General features: G+C 64.9%; 23 protein-coding genes. 22 read left to right on the top strand and 1 reads right to left on the bottom strand.

Annotation, left to right across the window (positions count from 1 at the left end; translation table 11 throughout):
* Positions 1-10 precede the first annotated feature (10 nt).
* From dapG to BM357_RS08085, 7 genes are all read left to right on the top strand, one after another.
* On the top strand, positions 11-1,213 hold the full coding sequence (gene dapG / locus BM357_RS08055) for an aspartate kinase (RefSeq protein ID WP_074951403.1): 1,203 nt from the start codon (positions 11-13) through the stop codon (positions 1,211-1,213).
* A 33-nt stretch (positions 1,214-1,246) separates the two neighbouring features.
* The gene (gene dapA, locus BM357_RS08060) at positions 1,247-2,131 is read left to right on the top strand and encodes a 4-hydroxy-tetrahydrodipicolinate synthase (RefSeq protein WP_074951406.1); all 885 of its coding nucleotides are present in this window, start codon (positions 1,247-1,249) and stop codon (positions 2,129-2,131) included.
* Between the two features lie 445 nt (positions 2,132-2,576).
* A complete protein-coding gene (locus BM357_RS08065; protein WP_074951410.1) occupies positions 2,577-4,235 on the top strand; it encodes a ribonuclease J in 1,659 nt (552 codons plus the stop codon).
* Between the two features lie 263 nt (positions 4,236-4,498).
* Positions 4,499-5,236: a ClpP family protease gene (locus tag BM357_RS08070; protein WP_074951413.1), complete on the top strand. Its 738-nt coding sequence runs from the start codon at positions 4,499-4,501 to the stop codon at positions 5,234-5,236.
* Positions 5,233-5,472, top strand: a complete 240-nt coding sequence (locus tag BM357_RS08075; protein ID WP_074951416.1) for a YlzJ-like family protein — start codon at positions 5,233-5,235, stop codon at positions 5,470-5,472. The genes BM357_RS08070 and BM357_RS08075 overlap by 4 nt, the downstream gene beginning before the upstream one ends.
* Before the next feature lie 63 nt (positions 5,473-5,535).
* Complete coding sequence (locus BM357_RS08080) at positions 5,536-7,938, top strand: FtsK/SpoIIIE family DNA translocase (protein WP_074951419.1); 2,403 nt, start codon at positions 5,536-5,538, stop codon at positions 7,936-7,938.
* A gap of 74 nt (positions 7,939-8,012) precedes the next feature.
* The gene (locus BM357_RS08085) at positions 8,013-8,603 is read left to right on the top strand and encodes a hypothetical protein (protein WP_074951423.1); all 591 of its coding nucleotides are present in this window, start codon (positions 8,013-8,015) and stop codon (positions 8,601-8,603) included.
* Positions 8,604-8,696: 93 nt separating this feature from the next.
* Here the strand turns inward: BM357_RS08085 and BM357_RS08090 are convergent, their stop codons facing one another.
* Entirely contained in the window at positions 8,697-9,038 is a 342-nt protein-coding gene (locus tag BM357_RS08090) for a hypothetical protein (protein ID WP_074951426.1), read from the bottom strand.
* A gap of 141 nt (positions 9,039-9,179) precedes the next feature.
* On the opposite strand from BM357_RS08090, the gene BM357_RS08095 reads away from it, so the two are divergent.
* The 15 genes from BM357_RS08095 (at position 9,180) to BM357_RS08165 (ending at position 24,564) form a co-directional block, all read left to right on the top strand.
* Positions 9,180-10,190, top strand: a complete 1,011-nt coding sequence (locus tag BM357_RS08095; RefSeq protein WP_074951429.1) for a hypothetical protein — start codon at positions 9,180-9,182, stop codon at positions 10,188-10,190.
* Between the two features lie 75 nt (positions 10,191-10,265).
* A complete protein-coding gene (locus BM357_RS08100) occupies positions 10,266-11,033 on the top strand; it encodes a DUF3388 domain-containing protein (RefSeq protein WP_074951588.1) in 768 nt (255 codons plus the stop codon).
* 47 nt (positions 11,034-11,080) lie between these two features.
* A complete protein-coding gene (locus tag BM357_RS20475; protein ID WP_074951432.1) occupies positions 11,081-12,229 on the top strand; it encodes a helix-turn-helix domain-containing protein in 1,149 nt (382 codons plus the stop codon).
* A gap of 45 nt (positions 12,230-12,274) precedes the next feature.
* Entirely contained in the window at positions 12,275-12,772 is a 498-nt protein-coding gene (locus tag BM357_RS08110) for a YajQ family cyclic di-GMP-binding protein (protein WP_074951435.1), read from the top strand.
* Positions 12,773-12,901: 129 nt separating this feature from the next.
* On the top strand, positions 12,902-13,480 hold the full coding sequence (gene pgsA, locus BM357_RS08115; RefSeq protein ID WP_074951437.1) for a CDP-diacylglycerol--glycerol-3-phosphate 3-phosphatidyltransferase: 579 nt from the start codon (positions 12,902-12,904) through the stop codon (positions 13,478-13,480).
* A 34-nt stretch (positions 13,481-13,514) separates the two neighbouring features.
* A complete protein-coding gene (locus tag BM357_RS08120; protein WP_074951591.1) occupies positions 13,515-14,786 on the top strand; it encodes a competence/damage-inducible protein A in 1,272 nt (423 codons plus the stop codon).
* Positions 14,787-14,807: 21 nt separating this feature from the next.
* A complete protein-coding gene (locus tag BM357_RS08125) occupies positions 14,808-16,385 on the top strand; it encodes a DEAD/DEAH box helicase (protein ID WP_074951440.1) in 1,578 nt (525 codons plus the stop codon).
* A 448-nt stretch (positions 16,386-16,833) separates the two neighbouring features.
* A complete protein-coding gene (gene recA / locus BM357_RS08130) occupies positions 16,834-17,880 on the top strand; it encodes a recombinase RecA (protein ID WP_074951444.1) in 1,047 nt (348 codons plus the stop codon).
* Positions 17,873-18,526 (top strand): regulatory protein RecX, encoded by a 654-nt coding sequence (locus tag BM357_RS08135; RefSeq protein WP_074951447.1) that lies wholly within the window; start codon positions 17,873-17,875, stop codon positions 18,524-18,526. Before recA ends, BM357_RS08135 begins: the two co-directional genes overlap by 8 nt.
* Positions 18,527-18,647: 121 nt before the next feature.
* Entirely contained in the window at positions 18,648-20,189 is a 1,542-nt protein-coding gene (gene rny / locus BM357_RS08140; protein WP_074951450.1) for a ribonuclease Y, read from the top strand.
* Between the two features lie 54 nt (positions 20,190-20,243).
* Complete coding sequence (locus tag BM357_RS08145; RefSeq protein WP_074951454.1) at positions 20,244-21,023, top strand: TIGR00282 family metallophosphoesterase; 780 nt, start codon at positions 20,244-20,246, stop codon at positions 21,021-21,023.
* Between the two features lie 99 nt (positions 21,024-21,122).
* Positions 21,123-21,383, top strand: a complete 261-nt coding sequence (locus tag BM357_RS08150; RefSeq protein WP_029420434.1) for a stage V sporulation protein S — start codon at positions 21,123-21,125, stop codon at positions 21,381-21,383.
* Between the two features lie 28 nt (positions 21,384-21,411).
* Entirely contained in the window at positions 21,412-22,359 is a 948-nt protein-coding gene (locus BM357_RS08155) for a dipeptidase (protein ID WP_245783897.1), read from the top strand.
* Between the two features lie 392 nt (positions 22,360-22,751).
* The gene (gene cotE / locus BM357_RS08160; RefSeq protein WP_074951457.1) at positions 22,752-23,294 is read left to right on the top strand and encodes an outer spore coat protein CotE; all 543 of its coding nucleotides are present in this window, start codon (positions 22,752-22,754) and stop codon (positions 23,292-23,294) included.
* A 115-nt stretch (positions 23,295-23,409) separates the two neighbouring features.
* On the top strand, positions 23,410-24,564 hold the full coding sequence (locus BM357_RS08165) for a YheC/YheD family protein (RefSeq protein WP_074951460.1): 1,155 nt from the start codon (positions 23,410-23,412) through the stop codon (positions 24,562-24,564).
* The last annotated feature ends 74 nt before the right edge of the window (positions 24,565-24,638 follow it).

A 24,638-nucleotide genomic window follows, 5' to 3' on the forward strand; every position in this document is an offset into this window, starting at 1 on the left:
GAGGGGAACCATGAGGATCCTGGTGCAGAAGTTCGGGGGTACCTCCGTCGCCTCCCGCGAGAGCCGGTTGGCTGCTGTCCGGCACGTGGAGCGCGCCCTGGCGGAAGGATACCGCGTGGTGGTGGTGGTCTCGGCGATGGGCAGGAAAGGGGACCCGTACGCGACCGACACGCTGCTCAGCGCGGTGGATGAGACGGACGCCGTGGGGAAACGGGAACTCGATATCCTGATGTCGTGCGGGGAGACCATCTCCGCGGTGGTGTTCGCGAGCCTCCTGCGCTCCCGCGGCCACGAGGTGAGCGTGTTGACCGGCGCGCAGGCGGGGATCGTCACGAACAACCAGTACGGAGACGCACGCATCCTGGAGGTGCGCCCGGAGCGGATTCTGGAAGCGTTGGAGCGGGGATGCGTGGTCGTCGTCACCGGATTTCAGGGGGTCACCCTGGATGGGGACGTGACCACCCTCGGCCGCGGCGGCAGCGACACGACGGCCACGGCGCTGGGCGTTGCGCTCGGGGCAGAGTACGTGGACATCTTCACGGATGTGGACGGCATCATGACGGCTGACCCGCGGATTGTGGAGGACGCCCGCCGCCTGCGGCGCGTGACGTACACCGAGATCTGCAACCTGGCCTACCAGGGTGCCAAGGTGATTCACCCGCGGGCCGTCGAGATCGCGATGCAGAAAAACGTGCCCATCCGCGTGCGCAGCACCCATTCCGACGATGAGGGCACACTGGTGACGAGCGCGACGACGTCGTTGGAGTCGGGGGCCCTGTCCGACCGGTTCGTGACCGGTATCACGCAGGCGGCTTCCTTTGCACAGTTGGTGATGGACGGCCCGGAGCTTCCCTACGGGCGCATTTTTGTCGAGACCGCCCGCCGCGGGATCAGCCTGGATTTCATCTATGTAAGCCAGGACCGGGTCGCGTATACGGTGCCGGAGCGGGACGCGCCCGCCGCCATCGCCATTGTGCGGGAACTCGGCATCGAACCGCGGGTCGTTCCCGACTGCGCGCGCGTGGCCGTGGTCGGAGCCGGAATTGCGGGGGTGCCCGGGATCATGGCGAAGATCGTCAGCGCGCTGGAGGAGGAGGGCGTGGAAATCCTGCAGTCGGCCGACTCGCACACCACCATCTGGTGTTTGGTCCGGCGGCCGGACATGGAGCGGGCGGTTCGCGCATTGCACCGGGCCTTCGAACTGAGCCAGTAACCAGGCGTGGAATTTGAAAGGAGATGCCCGAAAGTGGATTTCGGCAGACTCGTCACGGCCATGGCGACCCCGTTCCATTCGGACGGGTCGCTGGACGAGAGCGGACTGAAGTCGTTGGTGGACCACCTGATTGCCACCGGGACGACGGCCATCGTCGCCTGTGGAACGACCGGGGAGTCCCCGACGCTCAGTCACGAAGAGAAGTTGAAGGTGTTTGAGTGGACGCTCCGCGCTGCGGACGGCCGTGTGCCGGTCATCGCGGGCACCGGGAGCAACAGCACCGCCGGTTCCATCGCGCTGAGCCGGGAAGCGCAGGCCCTCGGCGTGGACGGCCTGTTGTTGGTGTCGCCCTATTACAACCGCCCGACCCAGGAGGGGTTGTACGCCCATTTTTCGGCCATCGCCGAAGCGGTGGACCTGCCGGTGATGGTGTACAACATCCCGTCGCGGACCGGAGTGAACATCGAGGTCGACACGATGCTGCGGTTGGCGCAGGTGCCGAACATCACCTCGGTGAAGGAAGCGAGCGGGGATTTCTCGCACATCCTGCGGCTGGCGGCCGAGAAGCCGGATGACCTCATCTTGTACAGCGGCGACGACAAGTTTACGCTGCCGATGATGGCCGTCGGCGGATACGGGGTCGTCAGCGTGGCGTCGCACGTGGTGGGCCCGGAGATGCGGGCGATGATCGACGCGTTCGTGGCGGGCGATACAGCGACCGCGCGAGACTGGGCGAATCGCCTGCTGCCCGTCTTCGAGGCGTTGTTCCGCGTCACGAGCCCCGCGCCGTTGAAGGCGGCCCTGCGCATGCTGGGGTTGCCCGGCGGAGGGCTCCGGCTCCCGTTGGTGGAGGCGCCGGCCTCGGTGGTGGAGGAGCTGCGGCGCGAGTTGAACCGGCTGGGCAAGCTCACGGGGTGAGCGTATCGAAGCGGTGCAGAGGCGCGGGCATCGGCCTAGGGAATCGTTCGACTGGAGCGGCGGCTGCGGTGGGTTGACACCGCAGCCGCTGCCCTTTTTTGTGCTCGCAGGCCTGGATGTGCCGCAGCGGGGAGGGGGGACGGCTGGGGCGTTTGAGGTGAGTTGTCGTACGGCTCAATTGCGAGTATAATAGAGGCACAGTGACGGGTGCGGCTTGATACCAAACTTCGGTCATCATCGCTCGATCGCGTGAACGGGGACAATCTGCGTGCTTGCGCCGAGTGGAGACGGGGCGAGACGTGGACACATAAGCCTGTGATTCGCGCAAAAAGCCAAAAGTGTCTCTTTTTTTGGCTTTTTTGAGGCGTCGCAACGGCGTCATTGTAATTTTTGGACAGGCGGCACGATCCTGCCTCCGTGCAGGGTGCCGAACGGAGGTGCAAATTTGGCAAGAGGAAAACCCAAACTCTCCATCATCCCGCTGGGAGGCGTCGGTGAGATTGGTAAGAACATGACCGCCTACCGGTACGGGGAAGACATCATTGTGGTCGATGCGGGTCTAAAATTTCCTGAAGAAGAAATGCTTGGGATTGATGCGGTCATCCCGGACATCGCGTATCTGTTGGAACACCGCGAAAAGGTCCGCGCCATCTTTCTCACCCATGGGCATGAGGACCATATCGGCGGGCTGCCTTATGTCCTGAAGAGCATCAATGTGCCGGTGTACGGGACGCGGTTGACCCTGGGGCTGGTCGAGAACAAGCTGCGCGAACACGGTCTCTTGGACTCCGTGAAACTGGTCCGTATGGACGGGAATAGCCAGGTCCGTGTGGGCGCGTTTGAAGTGTCCTTCTTCTACAACAATCACAGCATTCCGGACACGGGCGGGTTCGCCATTCGGACGCCCGAGGGTCTGGTGGTCCACACCGGTGACTTTAAATTCGATCATACGCCGGTGGACGGCCGGCCGGCCGACCTGCACAAACTCGCGGCGTATGGCAACGAGGGCGTACTGGCGCTGGTGGCGGACAGCACGAACGCGGAACGCGAAGGCTTTACGCCGTCCGAACGAACGGTCGGCAAAGTGATTGACGACATCGTCGCGCAGGCCCCCGGCCGGGTCATTCTGGCGACGTTTGCTTCCAACATTCACCGGATGCAGCAGGTCATCGAGGCGGCTGAACGGCACGGCCGAAAGGTCGCCATCGTCGGGCGCAGCATGGTGAACAACATTCACATCGCCGTGCAGTTGGGCTATCTGCATGTCCGCCCGGGCACCATGGTGGACGTGGAAGACATCGGAAAGATGGCGCCGGAAAAAGTGGTGGTGCTGTGCACCGGCAGCCAGGGGGAGCCGATGTCCGCCTTGACGCGGATGGCCCGCGGCGCCCACCGGAAGATCGACATCGTCCCCGGGGACACCGTGGTCCTCGCCAGTTCCCCCATCCCGGGCAACGAGAAGTATGTCGCTCGGACCATCGACCAACTCTTCCGCGCGGGGGCGAACGTGATCTACCGCGGCGTCCACGTGTCTGGGCACGGAAGCCAGGAAGAATTGAAGCTCATGCTGAACCTGACGCGGCCGAAATACTTTTTGCCCGTGCACGGGGAGTACCGCATGCAGCGGACGCACGCCCGTCTGGCCCAGGAAGTCGGCGTGCCGGAGGAGAACATCTTCGTGCTCGATCTCGGTGATGTGGTCGAGTTTGAAAATGGCAATGCGCGCCTTGGGGCCAAGGTGACGGCCGGGACCGTGATGATTGACGGGCTGGGCGTCGGGGACGTGGGGAACATCGTCCTGCGCGATCGCAAACTGTTGTCCCAGGACGGCATCCTGGTTGTCGTGGTCACGCTCTCTAAGGAGACGGGCCAGGTGTTGTCCGGTCCAGACATCATCTCACGGGGGTTCGTCTACGTGCGGGAGTCCGAGGCGTTGCTGGACGAGGCCACCCGTTTGGTCGAGTCGACGCTCACCCGCATGGTGGCCGACAACATCAGCGAGTGGTCATCACTGAAGACGGCTGTGCGGGACACGTTGGGCCGCTTCCTGTTCGACCAGACACGGCGCCGTCCGATGATTCTGCCCATCATCATGGAGGCCTGATGAGTCCACCGCGCAACACATCCCGGGACGGGGGCGGAGCGAGCCGCTCCCGTCCCGGTTTTGTTCGCATGCCGGATGGCATTCCCCTGGCTGCATGCACGCGCGGCCCCCGTCAGCCCGCTTGTCCCTCGGTTCTCCCCGGGAACGTCTCGCATGGCATGCGAGCGCGAAACCCATACTAAGACGCGAGACAAACCCGAAGTACGACGTCTCCGCACACGCCGCACCCGCGCGGAGACGGGAACGGGAGGACCCAGACGAGGATGGCGAACGAGACGGAAAGCCCGCAGAACCCCGGCGCGCAGACGCCCGCTCCCCCGAGTGTGGCGCAGAATGTGGAGTCCCTCGGCCAGACCAATCCGGTGCAGGCCGCTTCCAACGTGTATTGCCTGACCATCATCGGGCAGATCGAAGGGCACATGGCGCTGCCTCCGCAGAACAAGACCACCAAATACGAACATGTCATTCCTCAACTGGTCGCGGTCGAACAGAATGATCAGGTCGAAGGGCTCCTGATTGTCCTCAACACGGTGGGCGGCGATGTCGAGGCGGGGCTGGCCATCGCCGAGATGGTGGCGAGCCTGAGCAAACCCACCGTATCCCTGGTGCTGGGCGGCGGACACAGCATTGGCGTGCCCATTGCCGTCAGCGCCGACTATTCGTTCATCGCCGAGACAGCCTCGATGACGATTCACCCGATTCGCCTGACGGGCATGGTCATCGGGGTACCGCAGTCGTTCGAGTACCTGGAGCGCATGCAGGAGCGCGTCACGCGGTTCGTCGTCGATCACTCCAACATCTCCGAGGAGAAATTCCGCGAACTGATGCTCAACACCGGGGAGATGGCGCGCGACATCGGGACGACCGTCGTGGGGCGGGATGCCGTACGGTACGGGTTGATTGACGACGTCGGCGGATTGGGCGAAGCGATGAAGAAGCTGTCGGAGATGATAGACCACTCCAGAAAGAAACGGGCGCCGGCGGAGCGGGTGGTCCAATGAGCACCCTGTGGACCATTGTGCCGCCGGAGTGGGTCTTCGGAGAGCCGGGACGGTCCCCGGAGACCGAGGAGATGGAGGTGGGGGGCGCCCGGATGGTGGTCACCCCGCTCGGCCGGGGGCAAGCGCGGGTGGAACGGCTCATCAGCCCGAATCCGCAGGACTACCTGCGTCCGGATTGGCAGCCCGGTTCCGTGGTGTCCTATCCGCCGCCGGGCGCCTCCGGACGGACGCCGTGAGTCTGCCCGCGGTCGGGCGCGGGCGGGCAGGAAAGTGGCCCCCCGGCCGCGAATCCTCTTGGTATGGGAAAAAAGCAGCATCAGAAGCGTGTGTTGGAATTCGAACTGGTCGGGATGGCACTGTTGACGTTGAGCGCCCTCGCCTTGGGCCGCCTCGGCCTGGTCGGGCGGTATCTCGACGTGGCCTTCATCTACCTGGCGGGATCGTGGAGCTTCCTCGTCCCGGTCTTCCTCGGCTATGCCGCCATCTACATGATGGTCCATCGTACCCCGTTCCCGTGGCATCACCGCCACATGGGGCTGCTCATCTTGTTCATCGTCTGGCTGACCGCCATGGAGTTCGACCTGTATCAGAGCGTGGCCGCGATGTACGCCGACCATGAGGTGCCAATCTGGCAAGTCACCTTGGCGGCTGTCGACGAGATGCGGGATGTGGTCCTGGGGCGGACGCAGACCCCGTCCGCGTCCGTGCAAGCGGGGGGCGGATTGGTGGGAGCCGCCGTGTTCGCCCTGTGTCACCGTCTCTTCTCCGACCTCGGTACGGTCCTGGTGCTCTCCATGAGCGGCCTGGTCGGGGCGGCGCTGGTCACCCAACGGTCGCTGGTGGCCGGCCTGCAACAGGGGACACGTTGGATGGAGCAACGGTTGGAGGCGCTGTGGAAGGGCAGCAAGCAATACATCGAGGTGCTGTTTGGTCCGGACCCGGAGGAGCCGAAGAAGGAGGCGGGGGCCGAATCCCGCAGCGGGCCGTCAGGCCGGCGGGGGCGCCGCAAGCCCGAACTGATTGTCGACGGCGAGGTCGTCGAGAGTGCCGGCGGATCGAAGGAGGAAGAGGAGCGCCCCATCGTCCGGGACTTTTCGGCGCAGTGGCAGAGGCGTGCGCGCGAAGGGGACGTCGTCACCGTGGAGCAGGTCGGCAATCAACTGGTGGCCCGGTTTCCCGAGCGCGCGGCGCCGGTCAAGGAGGAGGTGCGCCGCAGGTCCGCGCCGGAATCCTATCCCATCGGGGTGCCGGTCCGCGACGACCAGTACCAATTGCCGCCCCTGCAGCTCTTCGCGCTGCCCGTGATGCCCAAGGGCGGTTTCGACCACCGTGAGGCGCAGGAGAACGCCCGGAAGCTGGAGGCCACGTTCGAGAGCTTTGGCGTCCAGGCCCGGGTGCTCGAGATCAGCCGCGGGCCGGCCGTCACCCGGTATGAGATCCAACCCGCGGTCGGCGTCAAGGTCTCGCGCATTCTCAGCCTCGCCGACGACATCGCGCTGGCACTGGCGGCGCGCGACATCCGCATCGAAGCGCCGGTGCCGGGCAAACCGGTCATCGGCATCGAGGTTCCGAATGACGAGATCTCCATCGTCACGCTGCGCGAGGTGTTGGAGTCGCCCGAGTTCCAACAGGTGGACTCGAAGCTCGCCCTGGCGCTCGGCCGGGACATCTCGGGTGCGCCCATCGTCGGCGACCTGCAGAAGATGCCGCACCTGCTCGTGGCGGGCGCGACGGGGTCCGGGAAGAGCGTCTGCATCAACGGGATCATCGCGTCCATCCTCGTCAAGGCGAAGCCGCACGAGGTCAAGTTCTTGATGATTGATCCCAAGATGGTGGAATTGAGCGGCTATAACGGCATTCCGCATCTGATGGCCCCCGTGGTCACCGATCCGCGCCGGGCGGCCTACGCCCTGAAACGGGTGGTCGAGGAGATGGAAAACCGCTACAAGCTGTTCGCCGAGCGGGGCGCGCGGGACTTGGAACGGTACAACCAGATGCTGCGCGCGGACGGGGAGGACGCCCTGCCGTACATCGTCGTCATCATCGACGAGCTGGCCGATTTGATGATGGTCGCCCCGGGAGAGGTGGAGGACGCCATCTGCCGCATCGCACAGATGGCCCGGGCGGCCGGCATCCACCTGATTGTCGCCACGCAGCGGCCGTCGGTGGACGTGATCACCGGCGTCATCAAGGCCAACATCCCGAGCCGCATCGCGTTTGCGGTCTCGTCGATGGCCGACTCGCGCACCATCCTCGACGGCGGCGGTGCCGAGAAACTCCTTGGGCGCGGGGATATGCTCTACCTGCCGGTGGGTGCGTCCAAGCCGGTGCGGGTGCAGGGAGCGTACGTGTCGGAGAGCGAGATCGAACAATTGGTGGAATATGTGAAATCCCAACAGCAGGCGGTCTACACGGTGGACCTCAACCGCGACGACGACGCTTCCGATCCTGCGTCCGCGGACGACCTGGACGAATTGTTCTTTGACGCGGTCGATCTCGTCGTCGACACGGGACAAGCTTCGGTGTCGATGATCCAGCGCCGGTTCCGGGTCGGGTACTCGCGCGCGGCGCGCATCGTGGACCAGATGGAGCAGCGTGGGGTGGTCGGGCCGTTTGAGGGCAGCAAGCCGCGCGAGGTGTTGATCACCGCGGAGGAGTGGCAGCGTTTCAAAGAGGGCATGCGCGGCGGACGCAGCCATTGAGTCGAGGGACGGGCCGGAATCTTCCTCGCCTTGGACACATAGGCTGTACCAGTCTGTCCAAGGAGTCGATGACCATGAGATCGTTTCGGCTGGCCGACCTCGTCCCAGCGCTGGCATGGGTGGGTATCCTCTCGGCCGTCTATGGGGTGTGCGCCAGCGGACTGGCGGCGGAGCTCGGCGGCGGGTGGACGGACTGGTCAAACGGTGCGTTGGGATCCCCCGCCGCGACGGCGGGCATGGATGTGCCCGACACCGTGGTCCAGGCGGTGGCCCGCTCCCTCGCGCCTGTGTCGGGGCTGGATGAGTTGGTGGTGCTGCCCAACGTGTCGGGCGGATACACGGTATCGGCGCAGGTCGAGCTCGGCATTGATGCGTCCGCCGCAGCGGCGGCCGAATCGCAGATGGCGAATCTCGCACAGTCGTATTTCCAGAGGGTGTACAGCGCAGGGGAGGACATCGTTGACGCCCAAGTGTATTTCATGGCCGGCGGACAGTTGGTGGGCGGCGCGGATCTCGGCCGGGACGCCTACCAAAAACTCGATGTGTCTGCCACGACCGCACCGGGCGCCTTTCTGCAGGCGGTGCAATCCCTGCCTGTCCGCACGGGAGAGGGCGCGGACGACAGCTGGGCCCAGTTCGTCACCACCCCGCCGGAGGGAGGGTGAGGGAGACGCCGGAGGATCATAAAAACTGTCGGCACCGCGCCGTTCCCCAAAGGAGGCAAGGAAAGGGCAGCGGATTTCCGCTGCCCTTTCGCTTCAACGCCTGCGCGGCGTACCCATCATATATGCCTGCACGTATCGAATATCGGCCCGGCGCACCTCCCGAACCAGAGCGCGGACAATCGGCTCGTGGCCGGTGCGCATCAAGGTCTCGACGATGGTGCTCGTGGTGAACGGTTCGTCCAGGGATTGTGCAACATCCGGGTCTTCAGCCAGGTGGTCCAACCAGCGGTCGTCGTATCGGTCACCGCGGCGCTGTTCATAGGCGCGCCGATACAGGTCTCGCACCGTGAAGGGAAGTTCGAGCATTTGGAGGTAAAAGTCCAATTGATACAGCGCCTTCGCGACCGACAGGTGCTCTCCGCCCAAGTCTTTCATCGGTTCCCCACCCCTTGCCGTTATTATCGGCGCTTTCTGGAGGAAAGGCAAGTCCGTTGTGAACGAGTCCATGTTACAATAGAAGCGACGAACCGGGTGAGCCCGAGCGCTCCCCCGCCACACAGAACAGGAGACGCGATCTTGCTGGATGCACACATGTGGAAGCGGTGGGTCCTGGCGCTTGCCGCCTGTTTCGGTGTGTCCGCGTGCGGGGCGCCCGACCTCGCCAGCATGCGCCCCATGCACGAGAAGGCGGCCGCCGAAGTGGTGGTGGTCGGGAAGCCCCCGCACTGGTCGGACGCAGATCTCAATCCGGTATGGACGACACCAGGGCTTGTCACACAAGTGGCGCGTGTCTCGTCTGGATCTTTGCGGCACACGCTCGACCAGGTCCTGAACCAGGCGCACGTGGGCTTGGTCATGGTGGTTGATCCCGATGGCCCCTCCGAGGAGACGCGGTCGGAGGCAGGTGGCCATTCGGACGTGCGCTTTGAATGGGTGGGAGGCGTTCCCCAAACGGCCCCCGGCGATCACGTGGCACAGGTTGTGGTTGACCTCACAGATGCGGCCTACAGCTTGGGATGGACTGCCGGGCAGTTGGCGGCGTTCCAGCCCGTGGCCACCGTGGGTTGGGTCGCGGATGGGTCCGCCGCGGTGGGCAAAGAGGCCATCACCGCCGCCTTGGCCGGGCTGTACGGCGCCAACACCACCGTACAGCTGAGACCGGTCATGGCCCTCACTGCGACGGACCCGTCGGCCTCGCCTGCATCCCTGCCAAAGGTCGTTGTGACGCCGAGGCCTCTGACACCCGCCGAGTGGTCCACGCTTCGCGCCCAGGGAACCTTGGTGCTGTCCCTCTGTCCGCAACCAGGCTTGTCCGGCGTGGCCGGCGTCCCGGCGGCCCCAGGAGCGGCGTCCATCGCCAGTGACTTGTCGGCTTACGCAAGCGGACACTGGCAGGGCGGCGTGCGCTCGGTCAGGCAGTCCCCATTCACAACACTCGATCCCAACCTGGTCCCCGCAGGGGTGCAGGCGTCGGTCAGCGGCGTGGAAATGTCCTTGGAGGCGGGTTCCCTCAATCCGACCGCGGCATGGGGGCAGTTGCCTGTCCAACTCCGCGCCCAGTGGGCCGCCGTGGTCGGGATCGCATGAAGCGGTCTGTGGTTGGAAAACTATTGGAAAGGGGCCGTGGCGCGTTTGGTGCCGGAGGCAGACGGGCAACCGTGCATCGAGGTGTATTTCCAATACCACATCAAGCGGGACAGGCCCGGTTTGCTCGGGGACATCGCGTCGCTGCTCGGGATGTTGGGATTCAACATCCTGCAGCTCGGCGGTGTGTCAGAGTATGGCCGTGGCTTCCTGCTCCGCACGCAGCGTCCGGAGAGCATTGACGTATTGCGCACGATGCTCCAGTTGATGGACGACGTCGACCTGGCGGTGTTGCGCACGCCGACCTTGCGGGATCGCATGGCGCTGCGGCACGGCCGGATCATCGAACGCAGCGACACGGAGGCACGGACGTACCGGTTCGTGCGCGATGAGCTGGGCATCCTCGTCGACTTCCTGGGGGAGCTGTTGAAACGCCCCGGCCGCCAGGTCATCGGGGTACGGGGACAACCCCGCGTGGGCAAGACGGAATCGATTGTCGCCGCCAGCGTGTACGCCAACAAGCGGTGGACATTCATCTCGTCGACGCTGCTGCGGCAGACGATGCTTCGCGAGTTGGGGCACGACGAGTTGATGTCGGACCAATTCGTGTACATCATCGACGGCGCGGTGTCCACCTTGCGCGGGGACGAACGCCACCTGGCGCTGGTCGACGAGGTGATGGGGCTCCCGGCTCCGATTGTCATCGAACACCCGGACATCTTCGTACGCCATTCCCACTTTGGGTGGAATGTGTTCGACCTGCTGATAGAGTTGCGACGGTACCCCGACGAAGTGATCCAGTATGAGGCGTATGAACAGGAGGCGGCGCGCTGGAACGGGGAGTGACGGGCTGCCGCACGGATCGGCCATTTTGAAAACAGGAGGGTTGCGGAATGCGCGACTTGCGTGCTTTGGGCGTCCAGCTGCGGGAGCAGCGACTCCGCCTGGGCATCGGGCTGGACGAACTGCAGGCGGCCACGAAGATTCGCAAACGGTATCTGGAGGCGCTCGAATCCGGCGATTGGAGCATTCTCCCTGGCGATGTGTATGCGCGCGGATTTGTGCGCAGCTACGCGGAAGCGGTGGGATTGGACGGGCGGCAGCTCTTGGAGGCGTATGTCGATGGCCCTGCGGAGGAACCGTCCGCCGATCCCGAGTCATCCTTGACCCACGACTCGCCCGTCGATTCCCCGTCCCAGCGTCCCGACGTCCCGCCTTTCCATGCGGGCGCGGAGTCGGAGGGAGAATGGCGTCCTCTCCGGGGGACGCAGGAACCGTCCGAGAACAAGTCCGCGCGGGGTGTCCCGACTGCGGAGGGAGGCCGTGGCCGACATGTGCCGAACCCCACGCCGTCCCGGCCGAGGGTTTCAGACCCGCGGCCTGCCGCCCGCAGCCTTCATGCGGAACGGCGGGGCCGCGGCCGGGCCCGCGCGCACCGCGGCGGATGGGGATGGAACGCCGCAGGACAGGCGGCGGCGGTGGTGGCCGTGCTCGCCGGCCTGGCGGGAGCATGGTGGTATTTGGAGAGGCCCGGGCGCGGTGCCGCCGGTGCCGGGGGGAACGAGACAGCGGTGCGCGAGGGATGGACCTCCGGAGTGGGCGGAAATGCAGTCCAAAACGGGGCCGCACCGGCCGGCAATCCGGCGAGCAACACGGCGGCTGGCAGCGGCTCGGACAACACGGCGGGGAATGCGGCGAACGGCACCGGCGGAGAGACGGCCGGACAACCGGGGCTGCGCGTGGTCAGCCAAACGTTCAGCAACCACCAACAGACGTACGTGGTCAGCACGACAGGGCCGATGGTCGCCCAGTTGACGGCCAGCACGGGGGCGTGTTGGGTGCGCGCCACGGTGGATGGACAGGTGGTGGACCCGAGCGACACCATCCCGGTGGGACAGTCGCGGACTTGGCAAGGGTCACAGCAGATCCGCATTCGGGTCGGATTCGTGCCGGGCGTGACGTTGACGCTCAACGGGCAGCCGTTGGCGCTGCCTGACACGAAGGACGCCATCGACGTCGTCATCGTCCGGGGACAGGACTGACCCGAAGGCATCGCGATGAAGGTACTGGCTTGAGGAGGTTGTGCAATGGCGAAGGAAGCTTCCTTCGATGTTGTCTCGGAGGTCGACCTGCAGGAGGTGCAGAACGCGGTCCAGCAGGCTCTCAAGGAGATCTCGACACGGTTTGATTTCAAGGGGAGCAAAAGCGACATCGAGTTCGACGGAAAGGGCGTGATCACGCTTCTGTCCGACGACGAGTACAAGCTGAACGCGCTGCGGGATGTCTTGGAATCCAAGCTGGTCAAGCGCGGCGTGTCTCTGAAGGCGCTGCGGCCCGGCAAGATAGAGCCGGCCGCGGGCGGGACGGTGCGCCAGGCGGTGCGGCTGCAGCAGGGCATCGAGCAGGACGTCGCGAAGCAGATCACGAAGCTGGTGAAGGATACAAAATTGAAGGTTCAGGTGTCCATCCAGGGCGACCAGCTGCGCGTCTCCGGCAAGAGCCGGGACGACCTCCAGGCGGTCATCCGGACGCTGCGCGACGCCGACCTCCCCGTGCCGCTGCAGTTCACCAACTACCGCGGCTGAGGCGTTCGGCTTTGACATGGGTTTTCCAGGTGGGCTATACTGTGGGGGATTCGGACTCGGCGGCAGCAGGATGAACGGCGTGGGTGGCCGCGAATCTCCGATCTCTTCGCCGAATGAGGAGTGTTCTCGTTGAATCTGGCTAACCGCATCACGCTAGCCAGAATTTTCTTGGTTCCTGTGGTGGTGTTCACGCTGCTGGTGCGTTTCAATTTTTGGACCGTCACCATCAACCACCGGACCACCACCGGCAGCGAGATGATTGCGGCGCTGGTGTTCATCATCGCCGCGACCACCGACGGGCTGGACGGGTACATCGCGCGCAAGCGGAAACTGGTGACCAACTTCGGTAAATTCCTCGATCCGCTGGCCGACAAACTCCTGATCTCCGCAGTGCTCATCAGCCTGGTGGAGATGCAGCGGCTGTCGGCATGGGTGGCCATCCTCATCATCAGCCGCGAGTTCGCCGTCACCGGGTTGCGCCTGGTGGCCGCGGCGGAAGGCATCGTGATTGCCGCCAGCCGTCTTGCGAAATGGAAGACGGCCACGCAGGTGGTCGCGATGGTCGCGTTGATCATCAACAACTTCCCCTTCTCTGTCATCGGGTTTCCGTTCGACACGCTGGCCGTGTATGCGATGGTGATCATGACCCTCGCGTCCGGGGTCGATTACTTCGTCAAAAACAAGCACGTCATTCAGATGGACGCCTGACGGCGTCCCTGGATGCCAGGGGAGCGGTGTGAAGATGAGCGAATCTTGCCGGGGTGAGCACCTGGCCGTGGGGACGGAGATCCTGCTCGGCCAAATCGCCAACAGCCATGCCCGTACGGTGTCGTTGGAGTTTGCGAACAACGGCTTTTTTATTTATCACCACAGCGCGGTGGGCGACAACATGGGCCGCATCGTCGAAGCCTTCCGCGTCGCCGCATCGCGATCGAATGTCGTCGTGGTCACCGGCGGACTCGGTCCGACCGCCGACGATCTGACCAAGGAGGCGCTGGCGCAATTTCTCGGCCGCAGGCTGGTGATGTCGGAGGAGGCGCTGCGCCAGATTGAGGCGTACTTCCGGTCCAGGCAGCGCAAGATGCCGGAGCAAAACCGCAAGCAGGCCCTGTGCATCGAGGGCGGAGAGATGATTGCGAATCCGAACGGGACCGCGCCCGGGTTGTACATCGAGGCGGGTGGCGTGCACTATTTCCTGCTCCCCGGGCCGCCGCTCGAGATGGTGCCGATGTTGCGCAACGAGGTCTTGCCCCGGCTGCGCCGTCTGTTTCCCCACGAGCAGGTGCTCGTCTCCCGCGTGCTGCACTTCTGCGGCATCGGCGAATCGGATGTGGACGAACAGATTCCGCACCTGCTGGCGCAGGCCAATCCGACCGTGGCTCCCCTGGCGGGAGAGGGCGAGATGCTGTTGCGCATCACCGCCAGCGCGCCGGACGAGGCGGCGGCCCGCGCGCGCATTGCGGAGGTCGAGACCGAGCTTCGGCAGCGGTTCTCCCGGTACATCTACGGGGTCGACGACGAGTCCCTGCCGTCCGTCGTCGGCAAGCTGTTGCGGACGCGCGGCGAGACGCTGGCGGTGGCGGAAAGTTGCACGGGCGGCGGTCTTTCCTCTATGATCACGGGAGTGCCCGGCAGCTCGGCATACTACCTCGGCGGCGTGGTGGCCTACCACAACCGGGTGAAGGAACAGGTCTTGGGCGTCCCCGCGGCGACGCTGGCCGAGTTCGGCGCGGTCTCGGAGCAGACGGCGCGTGCCATGGCCGAGGGCGTCCGGCGATTGTTCGGCGCCGACTGGGGCATGGCCACCACCGGGATCGCAGGGCCGGACGGCGGGACACCGGAGAAGCCGGTGGGGTTGGTGTATGTGGCGGTGGCAGGTGCCGGCGGGACGCAGGTGTACCGCCTGCAGCTGCGCGGTTCCCGCGAACAGATTCGCCTGCGCGCGAGCAAGCAGGTGTTGTGGCGGATGTGGCAGGCGTTGGCCGGCTACGAACCGCGCGCGGGCGCGAATTGAATGGAATGGACAGGTGACAGCATGACCACATTTACGGATTTTGCGTTGAGCAAACGGGTGCAGCAAGCCATCGACGACATGGGATACGAGGAGCCGTCCCCGATTCAGGCGGCCTGTATCCCGTTGATATTGGAGGGGCACGACGTCATCGGTCAAGCGCAGACGGGCACCGGAAAGACGGCGGCCTTCGGCATTCCGGTGGTCGAGCGGGTCGGCCCGGAGGGACATGTGCAGGCGCTTGTGCTCACCCCGACCCGGGAGCTTGCCATTCAGGTGGCGGGTGAGTTTCGGAAGATCGGCAAGTACAAACGGGTTCGCACCTTGCCCATCTACGGCGGCCAATCCATCGGCCACCAGATCCGGGCGGTCCAGCAGGGCGTTCAGATTGTCATCGGCACGCCGGGGCGCGTGCTCGACCACATCCACCGCGGAACGCTGAAGCTGCAGCACGTGCGGATGGTGGTGCTGGACGAGGCGGACGAGATGCTGGACATGGGGTTCATCGAGGACATCGAGGCCATTCTCGGCGAAACGCCTGCGGATCGGCAGACGCTGCTGTTCTCCGCCACCTTCACGGACGACATCAAGCGGCTGGCACTTCGCTACATGCGCGACCCGGAACACGTGACCGTCAACCGGGGCGAGGTGACGGTGCCGCTGACGGATCAGGTCTACTACAAGGTGCTCGAGCGCAACAAGCTGGAGAGCCTGTGCCGAATCATCGACAGTGAAGAGGTGCAGCTCGGCATCGTCTTCTGCCGCACCAAGCGGGGGGTGGACGAACTGACGGAGGCGCTCATCGCGCGCGGCTACCTGGTCGACGGGCTGCACGGGGACCTCAGCCAGGCCCAGCGGGATCGGGTGATGAAGAAGTTCCGCACCGGCGAGATTGAACTGCTCGTCGCGACCGACGTGGCCGCCCGCGGATTGGACGTGGAGAATGTGACGCACGTCATCAACTACGACATCCCGCAAGACCCCGAGTCGTACGTGCACCGCATCGGCCGGACCGGCCGCGCAGGCAAGCGCGGTCTGGCGATCACGCTGGTCACACCGCGCGAGTTCAAGCTGCTCAAGCAGATCCAGCGCGAGACCAAGGCCCGCATGGTGGCGCGCGAGGTGCCGTCCTTGGCGGACGTGGCCGAACGGCAGGCCGAGATGTGGCGGCAGCGCATCATCGAGACCATTCAGAACGGAGGCCTCGGCCACTACCGGGCCATCCTCGACAGCATCATCGATGAGCACGATCCGGTCGACATCGCCTGCGCCGCCCTGAAGCTGGCGTCCGCGGGCGAGCTTGAGGCGCGCGAGGAGGCCGATTACGATTTTGGCGACACCGGCGCCACGCCCGGGATGGTGCGGTTCTTCGTCAACATCGGGCGCAGCAACCGGGTCACCCCGGGAGACCTGGTGCGCATGATCTCGGAGGAGGCGGGCGTACCCGGCCAGGCGGTCGGGAAGATCGACATTTTCGACCGCTTCACGTTCGTCGAGATCGAGCAGGATTCGGCGCCGTTCGTCTACGAGTCGCTGCGCCAGAGCCGCTGGGGCGGCATGCGGGTGAACATGGAGCCGGCCCGGCCGCGCAGCCGCCGCTGACCCCCGCCGGGGGCTGTCGTGCGGCGTGATGCCGCGGCGGGAGGTCTCATCGCGGGGCGCCCTCTCTTGGAGGGGGCGCCTTTTTGATTCCCCATGGGCGTTTCGCTTCGTTTCTGCTGCGCCAGACACTTCGCGAAACGCCCATGGGGCGACGAGGGTTTGGCACACAGCGCGAAGCGGAGCGGGTACTTTTCTTCGCCTATGGTGGCTGGGCGTTTTATCCCGTTTGTGATATGCGTATCACCTCGTGAAACGTCAACAGCGGATGCGGTGGGACGCGGCGCGAAGCGGCTTGCGCAGCAGAAGCGGAGCACCGCGTCCCACTGCATTAAACCGAACATATGTTTGCACGAATCTCTGAACCTGATACAATAGGAAGCAGGAAAGCGGCTCGAGATCACGAATGGAATTGGTCGCAGGGAATGAATCCGGACGAGGATGGTGCTGAATGAACGATCGACGCGCGGCATTGGACTTGGCGCTGAAACAGATTGAAAAGCAATTCGGCAAGGGAGCCGTGATGCGCCTCGGCGAGGCGTCCTCCAGCATGAATCTCGAAACGGTGCCGAGCGGGTCTCTCGCGCTCGACATCGCCCTCGGAACGGGCGGGTATCCGCGCGGGCGGATCATCGAGATCTACGGACCGGAGTCGTCGGGAAAGACGACGGTGGCCCTGCACGCGGTGGCGGAGGTGCAGCGGCGCGGCGGCCAGGCCGCGTTCATCGACGCGGAGCACGCGCTTGACCCGGTGTACGCCGCGAAGCTCGGAGTTAACACGGACGAGCTCTTGATTTCGCAGCCGGACACCGGCGAGCAGGCGTTGGAGATCGCGGAGGCGCTGGTGCGCAGCGGGGCGGTGGAGATCATCGTGATCGACTCCGTTGCGGCGTTGGTGCCCAAGAGCGAGCTCGAGGGCGACATGGGCGATTCCCACGTCGGGCTGCAGGCGCGGCTGATGTCCCAGGCGTTGCGCAAGCTGGCGGGGGCCATCTCCAAATCGAAGACCATCGCCATCTTCATCAACCAGATCCGGGAGAAAGTCGGGGTCATGTTCGGCAATCCGGAGACGACCACCGGGGGCCGGGCACTCAAGTTTTACTCCACCATCCGTCTCGAGGTGCGGCGCACGGAGGCGCTCAAGCAGGGCAACGAGGTCGTGGGGAACCGGGTCAAAATCCGCGTGGTGAAGAACAAGGTCGCGCCTCCGTTCAAGACGGCCGATGTGGACATCATGTTCGGCGAGGGGATCTCCCGGGAAGGCAGCATGATTGACATCGGCACCGAGATTGATGTGATTCAGAAGAGCGGCGCTTGGTACTCGTACGGAGAAGAGCGGCTCGGCCAGGGGCGCGAGAACGCGAAGCAGTTCCTCAAAGAGCATCCGGAGTTGGCGGATGAGATTGAACAGAAGATCCGCGAGGCCTTCCAGCTCGGCGCCGCGTGGAAGGCGGAGACCTCGGCGGATCCGGGCGAGGACGCGTTCGATTTTGAATGACGCGGGTTTCACGGTGATCCGGGTGGAGGAGGCGCCGGGCCTCCCCCATTGGACCCGGGTGGTGTTCGCGGAACGGGAGCCGCTCATGGTGCCGATTCGAGACTGGGTCGAATTCGGCGGGCGCACGGGCATGAGGCTGACGGACGCCGACATCGCCGCCTTGGAGCGGTGCGCGGCGGTCGGGACGGCGCGTGACCGGGCCCTGTCGTACCTGAAGGCCCGCCCACGGACAGCGGCGCAAGTGCTCGCGTACCTCGCACGGCGGGGTGTCGAGGAGGCCGTGGCACAGCGGGTGGTTGAAGAACTGCGCTCGCAAGGTGTGGTGGACGACGCAGCGTATGCACGGGACTACGCCGAGGTCAACGGCGGCCGGATGAGCCGGCGGGAGTTGGCGTGGCGGCTGCGGCAGAGCGGTGTGGGGCGGCACGATGCGGCGTCCGCCGTGGACCACCCGGAGGCGCGCGAACGTGAGCGCGCGGCGGCGCGAAAGCTGGCCCAGGCGTACGTGAGGAAGCACGCCTTCCGGGCTGAGAACGGACTTCGTCATCGCCTCGCGGCGTACCTGCAGCGGAAAGGTTTCCCCGCATCCCTCATCTTCGAAGTTTTGCGAGAAATGGATCTCGACCCGCCCGATCCGTTTTCTTGACAATGATTGCCGAAGCCGGATACAATGAAAATGCGTATCATTTACGGCCTCTAGCTCGAAGGCGTTTGACCTGCCCTGATCGCCACTGCGTCAAGGGTGAGAGCAAGGAGGCAGTTTCATTATGCAGGCCTTTGCGTGGCTAGTGATTGCGTTGGTGGCGCTGCTGGCCGGGTTCGGTGCCGGGTACGTCGTCCGGCGCCAGATGGCCGAATCGAAGATCGGCGCCGCCGAGGCGAGAGCTTTACAGATCATCGAGTCTGCGCAGCGAGACATCGAAGCGAAGCAGAAGGAAGCGTTGTTGGAGGCGAAGGAAGAGGCGCACCGCATCCGCCAGGAGGCGGAGCGGGAATTGAAGGAACGCCGGGCGGACATTCAGAAGCTGGAAAAGCGCATCCTGCAGAAGGAGGAAGCCCTGGACCGAAAGCTGGAATCGCTCGAGCGCAAATCGGACAGCCTGCGGGAGGCCGAGCGCCGCTTGGAGGAGCGCCAGGCGGAGGTTGAAGCGCTGTATCAACGCCAGCTCGAGGAATTGGAACGCATCTCCGGGCTGACCCAAGAGGCGGCGAGACAGCTCATCCTCTCCCAGGTGGAGCAGGAGAGCCGCCATGACGCGGCGGTCCTGATGAAGGAGATTGAACAGCAGGCCCGTCTGGAGGCGGAGAAGAAGGCGCGCGACATCATCGCGACCGCGATTCAACGTTGCGCTGCCGACCACACCTCCGAGATCACCGTCTCGGTGGTCAACCTGCCCAACGATGAGATGAAGGGCCGCATCATCGGACGGGAGGGCCGAAACATCCGGACCCTGGAGACGCTCACCGGGATTGACTTGATCATCGACGATACCCCTGAAGCGGTCATCCTGTCCGGTTTCGATCCGGTTCGGCGCGAGGTCGCCCGCGTGGCGTTGGAACGGTTGGTCGCCGATGGACGCATCCATCCGGCCCGCATCGAGGAGATGGTGGAGAAGTCCCGCCGCGAGATCGACGAACTCGTTCGGGAGGAAGGCGAGCGGGCGGCGTTCGAAGCGGGTGTGCACGGGATTCATCCGGATCTCGTCAAGTTGGTCGGGCGCTTGAAGTTTCGGACAAGTTACGGGCAGAACGTGCTGAAGCACTCCGTCGAAGTCGCCCAACTGGCCGGCCTGATGGCGTCCGAGCTGGGCCTGGATGTCCATCTCGCGCGGCGAGGAGGATTGCTGCACGACATCGGCAAGGCGGTGACGCACGAGGTGGAGGGTTCCCACGTCGAGATCGGCGTCGACCTTGCGAAACGGTACAAGGAGCATCCGGTGGTCGTGAACGCCATCGCCGCGCACCACGGAGACGTGGAATTCGCCTCCCCGGTGTCGGTGTTGGTGGCGGCGGCAGACGCGATCTCGGCGGCCCGCCCGGGGGCGCGCCGGGAGACGCTGGACATCTATATGAAGCGCCTCGAGCGGCTGGAGTCCATCGCGGAATCCTTCGATGGAGTCGACAAGTGTTACGCCATTCAGGCCGGACGGGAGATCCGCATCATCGTCAAACCGGAATTGGTCGACGATGCGGAGTCGGTTCGGCTGGCCAAGCAAATTTCCAAGAAGATTGAAAACGAGCTGGATTACCCTGGCCAGATCAAGGTCACTGTCATTCGAGAAACGAGAGCCGTGGAATACGCAAAATAGAGTAGCCGCCGGGCTACTCTATTTTTTCCGGTTCGGCGGGGCGGAGGGGCAGAGGTGAGAGTACTGTTCATCGGCGACATCGTCGGAAAGCCGGGTCAGGACTACGTGCGGGAGGTCCTCAAGGGCCTGCTGCGCGCCCGGCGAATCGATCTGGTCGTCGCCAACGGGGAAAACGCGACGAACGGGCGCGGGATCAATCGGCTGGCCTGCGAAGCGCTGTACGACGCGGGCGTCGAGATTATCACGATGGGCAATCACACCTGGGATCAGAAGGATTCGGAAGCGCTGCTGGAGGAAGACGCACGCATCGTGCGGCCGGCCAATTTTCCGGAGGGAACGCCGGGACGCGGGTACACGGTGTGCAAGGTGGCGGGAAAGCCGTTTCTCGTCATCAACCTGATGGGCCGCACGTTTCTGAGTCAGTTGGATTGTCCCTTTCGCGAGGTGGATCGCATCCTCGCCGCGCACCCGCACATCCGGCATGTGCTGGTCGACATGCACGCGGAGACGACCTCGGAGAAGTTGGCCATGGGATGGCATCTCGACGGTCGGGTATCCGCGGTGGTCGGGACGCACACGCACGTGCCGACCGCGGATGAGCGCGTGCTGCCGGGAGGGACGGCGTATATCACCGATGTGGGCATGGTCGGGCCGCGCGACGGCATCCTCGGCATGGACCGGGATTTGGTGCTGCGGAAGATGCGCACGCACTTGCCGGTGCGGTTCCAGGTGGCCGGCGGACCGCGCCAGTTCTGCGCCGTGGAGGTGGACCTGGACGACGAGTCGGGCCGGGCGCGCTCCATCGAGCGGATCTTCCTGTGCGAGCCAGGGTGAGGACGGGTGGCTTCGGCCGAAGGAATAATCGGGGGGGCGGCGAATATCGATATAATGTGCTAGTCCAGTCCCGAGGTCTTTCAAGGAGGTTGCCCGAGCGTGGACGTCTTAAAGGTTTCCGCAAAGTCGAATCCGAACTCTGTGGCAGGGGCTCTCGCGGGTGTGCTGCGTGAACATGGTTCCGCGGAGATTCAGGCCATCGGGGCCGGAGCGTTGAACCAGGCGGTCAAGGCTGTCGCTATCGCGCGCGGGTTTGTGGCGCCGAGCGGCGTCGATCTGATCTGTGTGCCTGCGTTCACCGACATCGTGATCGACGGGGAAGAACGCACCGCCATCAAACTGATTGTCGAACCTCGGTGACCCCGGGCGCATAGAGAGGGGCGATGGTGTGACCGCGAACCGAGTGGCGGATGCCCACGTGGATGTCCTCTGGCGGATGCTCGGGGACGGAGCCGCCTTTCACGGGGATTCAGAATTGCGAGCAAGCTACTGCAGGCTGCGGCGAGGCGGCGTGTGCACGCAGGTATTCGCCCTGTACGTCCCCCCGCACCGCCAGAGCGGGACCCAACTGGAACAGGTGCTGACGTGTGTGGATCTCTTCTACCGGGAAGTCGTGCGGGCCGGTCAGGTCGCGCCCGTGCGCTCCCGTGAGGAACTGCGGCAGGCCCGGGAGCGCGGAGAACTCGCAGCACTGTTATCGCTCGAGGGGGGCGGCTGCCTGCGCGGGCAGACGGCCCTGTTGCGCGTTCTGTACGATCTCGGTGTGCGCGGCGTGGGCTTGACGTGGAATGACGCCAACGAATTGGCCGACGGATGCCGGGAACCCCGCGGCGCCGGCCTGACCGAGGCCGGGCGGCAGGTGGTGCGGGAGATGAACCGGCTCGGCATGTGGCTCGACCTGGCGCACCTCTCCGACGCCGGCATGTCGGATGTGCTGGCGCTGATGGACGGCCCGGTGATGGCTTCGCACGCCAACGCGCGCGCCGTGCATCCCCATCCGCGCAATCTACCGGACGAGGTGATTCGGGCCCTCATCCGCCGGCGGGGGTGGATTGGCCTGGTGTTTGAGGCCAGTTTCGTGGCCCCGCTCGAGCGGGCGAGCAGCGAGGACGTGTTCCGCCATCTCGATCACATTCTGGATCTTGGCGGCGAAGACTGCGTGGGCTTCGGGTCCGACTTCGACGGGGCTTCCCACCCGCTCCCCGGTTTGGCGGACGCGGCCGATTACGCACCGTTCGCGGAGCAGGTGGTGAACCGGTACGGTCGGGATCTGGGCGAGAAGATCCTGTGGAAAAATTTCGATCGGTTTCTCACGGAAGCGCTCCCCAATCGATGACGTGCTGTCGGGGACCGCCGGCCGGGCGGCCCTACAGTGCGGAGGACCTGTGCGGTGACGCACAAAGCCCCCTGACTGGGGGCTTTTTTTATGGACGCGATGGGCGCGCAGCCGGTGCCGGCCGCGGTTGCGGCGCGGCGTGTGCCAGACGCCTGCGCCGGAGGCGTCCGCGTGCCGGGATGAGCCCGAATCTGGGATATGGCCCACGGGCGAATGACACGCCGGTCAGGGGTTGCATACGATGTGGCGAGGTGCGCGGGGTGGGCGCACCGCCCTGGCGGCGCTGGAACCAGCGACAGGGGCCCAGCATACGGATGCAGTACGTCAGGACTGGGCGAATGCAAGGCGCGCAGGATTCGCCCGGAGCTGAGAAGGAGAGGGGAGGTTGTCGCATGGTGCTCTCAAGCAAGGATCTCAGCTACCGCGAGATCGTGGCCAACGCCGTGGTGGGGCGCGGCAGCAAGTATTCGCAGACCACGTACACCATCCGCCCTGCCAATCGCCCGACCACCATCGGCGGTTGCTGGATCATGAACCACACCTACGACGCGGAGCTGGTCGGCGATTATGTGGAAGTGCATGGCCGCTTCGACATCAACGTGTGGTACTCGTACAACGGCAACTCCGAGACGGCCGTCGCGAAGGACACGGTTTCCTACGTCGAGCAGATTGCACTGCGCGACCTGGATACCACCGCCGACCGGGACAGCCGCGAAGTGCAGGTCAAGGTCGTCCAGAACCCGAACTGCCTGGATGCCACCGTCACGGGCAACGGTTCTGAGATCTTGGTCCGCTGCGAGAAGGAGCTGGCGGTGGAGGTCGTGGGCCGCACCAAGCTGTGCGTGGTCACGTGCGAGCTGGCGGAGAAGAAAGAAGAGGATTTCCTTGAGGAAGACGAAGAGCTGCTCGAGGAAGTGGACATGGAGGAACGGTGACGGCGGTGGCCGCCGGGTCGGTCTCACCGGCGCCCGAGCCGGATTCCTGTGGGGCGGAAACGCCCCTTTTTTGTTCCATGCTACAGATGCTGCCGAGGAGGCGGAAGGGGACGGGGTGCGCCTCGGCTTGTACGTGAATGTGGAGCCGAATCGGACCCGTCCGTTCGGTGAACAGACCCGCATGTGCGCGGATCTGTGGCGCGTCGGCCAGGCGTACGGTGTCGAGGTGGTGGTCCTCCCGCCCGGTTACGCGCGGCACGGACGAGGATTTCTGTACGATCCCGCGAGAGACCGTTGGCAGGCAGGAAAGATCGCCCTCCCCGACGTGGTGCTGCGCCGGTCCGGATCCTTTCGCGCTGCACCGGCGCGGGTACGGGAGGACCTCGCGCTGTTTGTCCGCCGGGGTGTTCTGCACACGCTGCCCCGGGCTGTGAGCAACAAGTGGACCTTTTACCGCCTGCTGACGGGGGATCGGCAGTTGCAGCCATTCGCGCCTTGGACCCGGCTCGCGCACAACGTGCAGGACGTGTACGACGCGCTGCTGCAGGCGCCCGACGTTTACGTCAAGCCCCTCGCCGGCGCGCAGGGTATCTCCATCTATCGCGTCCGGCGGAGTGCTGCCGGAGGGGACGTCCGGTGGGAAGAGCGCGTCGTCCCGCGCGACGCCAAACCGCACGGCAAGACGTTTCAGCCGTCCACCCGCGTGCGCCAGGCGAGTTTTCAAGATTTCTCATCCTTCCAGTCCTTCTGGCGTCGTACCGGGCTCGAGCAGTGCCTCGTGCAGGAAACCATCCCGCTTCCGCACACCCGTGACGGCCGGCCTTTCGACTTCCGCTGGCTGGTGCAGTATGTGGACGGCCCCGACATCATAGCGCGCGTGGCGCGTGTCGGCGCCATCGGATCCGTGACCACCAATATTCACACCGGAGGCCAAGCCATTCTGGCGGAAGAAGCCCTGTCGTTGGCGGGGCTGTCGCAGCATGCCCAGATCTTGTCGCGTTTGGACGATGTGGCGTTGGCGGTGGCGGAGCGCCTCTGGCAAACGTATGGCGCCTACGCGGAGGTCGGCGTGGACCTGGGATTGCGATCCGACGGGACACCGGTCGTTTTTGAGGTCAATCCCACGCCCGGGAGGCGAATGCTGAGATCGCTGGACCGGCGTGTCCGGGAACTGTCACTCGAAGCCCTGGTGGAATATGCTATCAGGGCGACAAGGGTCCATTCACCCGGAAGCACGCGGAAAGGGGAATCCACGGATGAAGGATGGTGACCCGATCTTCATATCGGTTTTCCCAAGTCCCCGGCGGATGATCCGTCTCCATCCTTCCCATGGCAGACTCCTTT

The sequence above is a fragment of the Paenalicyclobacillus macrosporangiidus genome, from assembly GCF_900116805.1.
Taxonomy (GTDB): domain Bacteria; phylum Bacillota; class Bacilli; order Alicyclobacillales; family Alicyclobacillaceae; genus Alicyclobacillus_H; species Alicyclobacillus_H macrosporangiidus.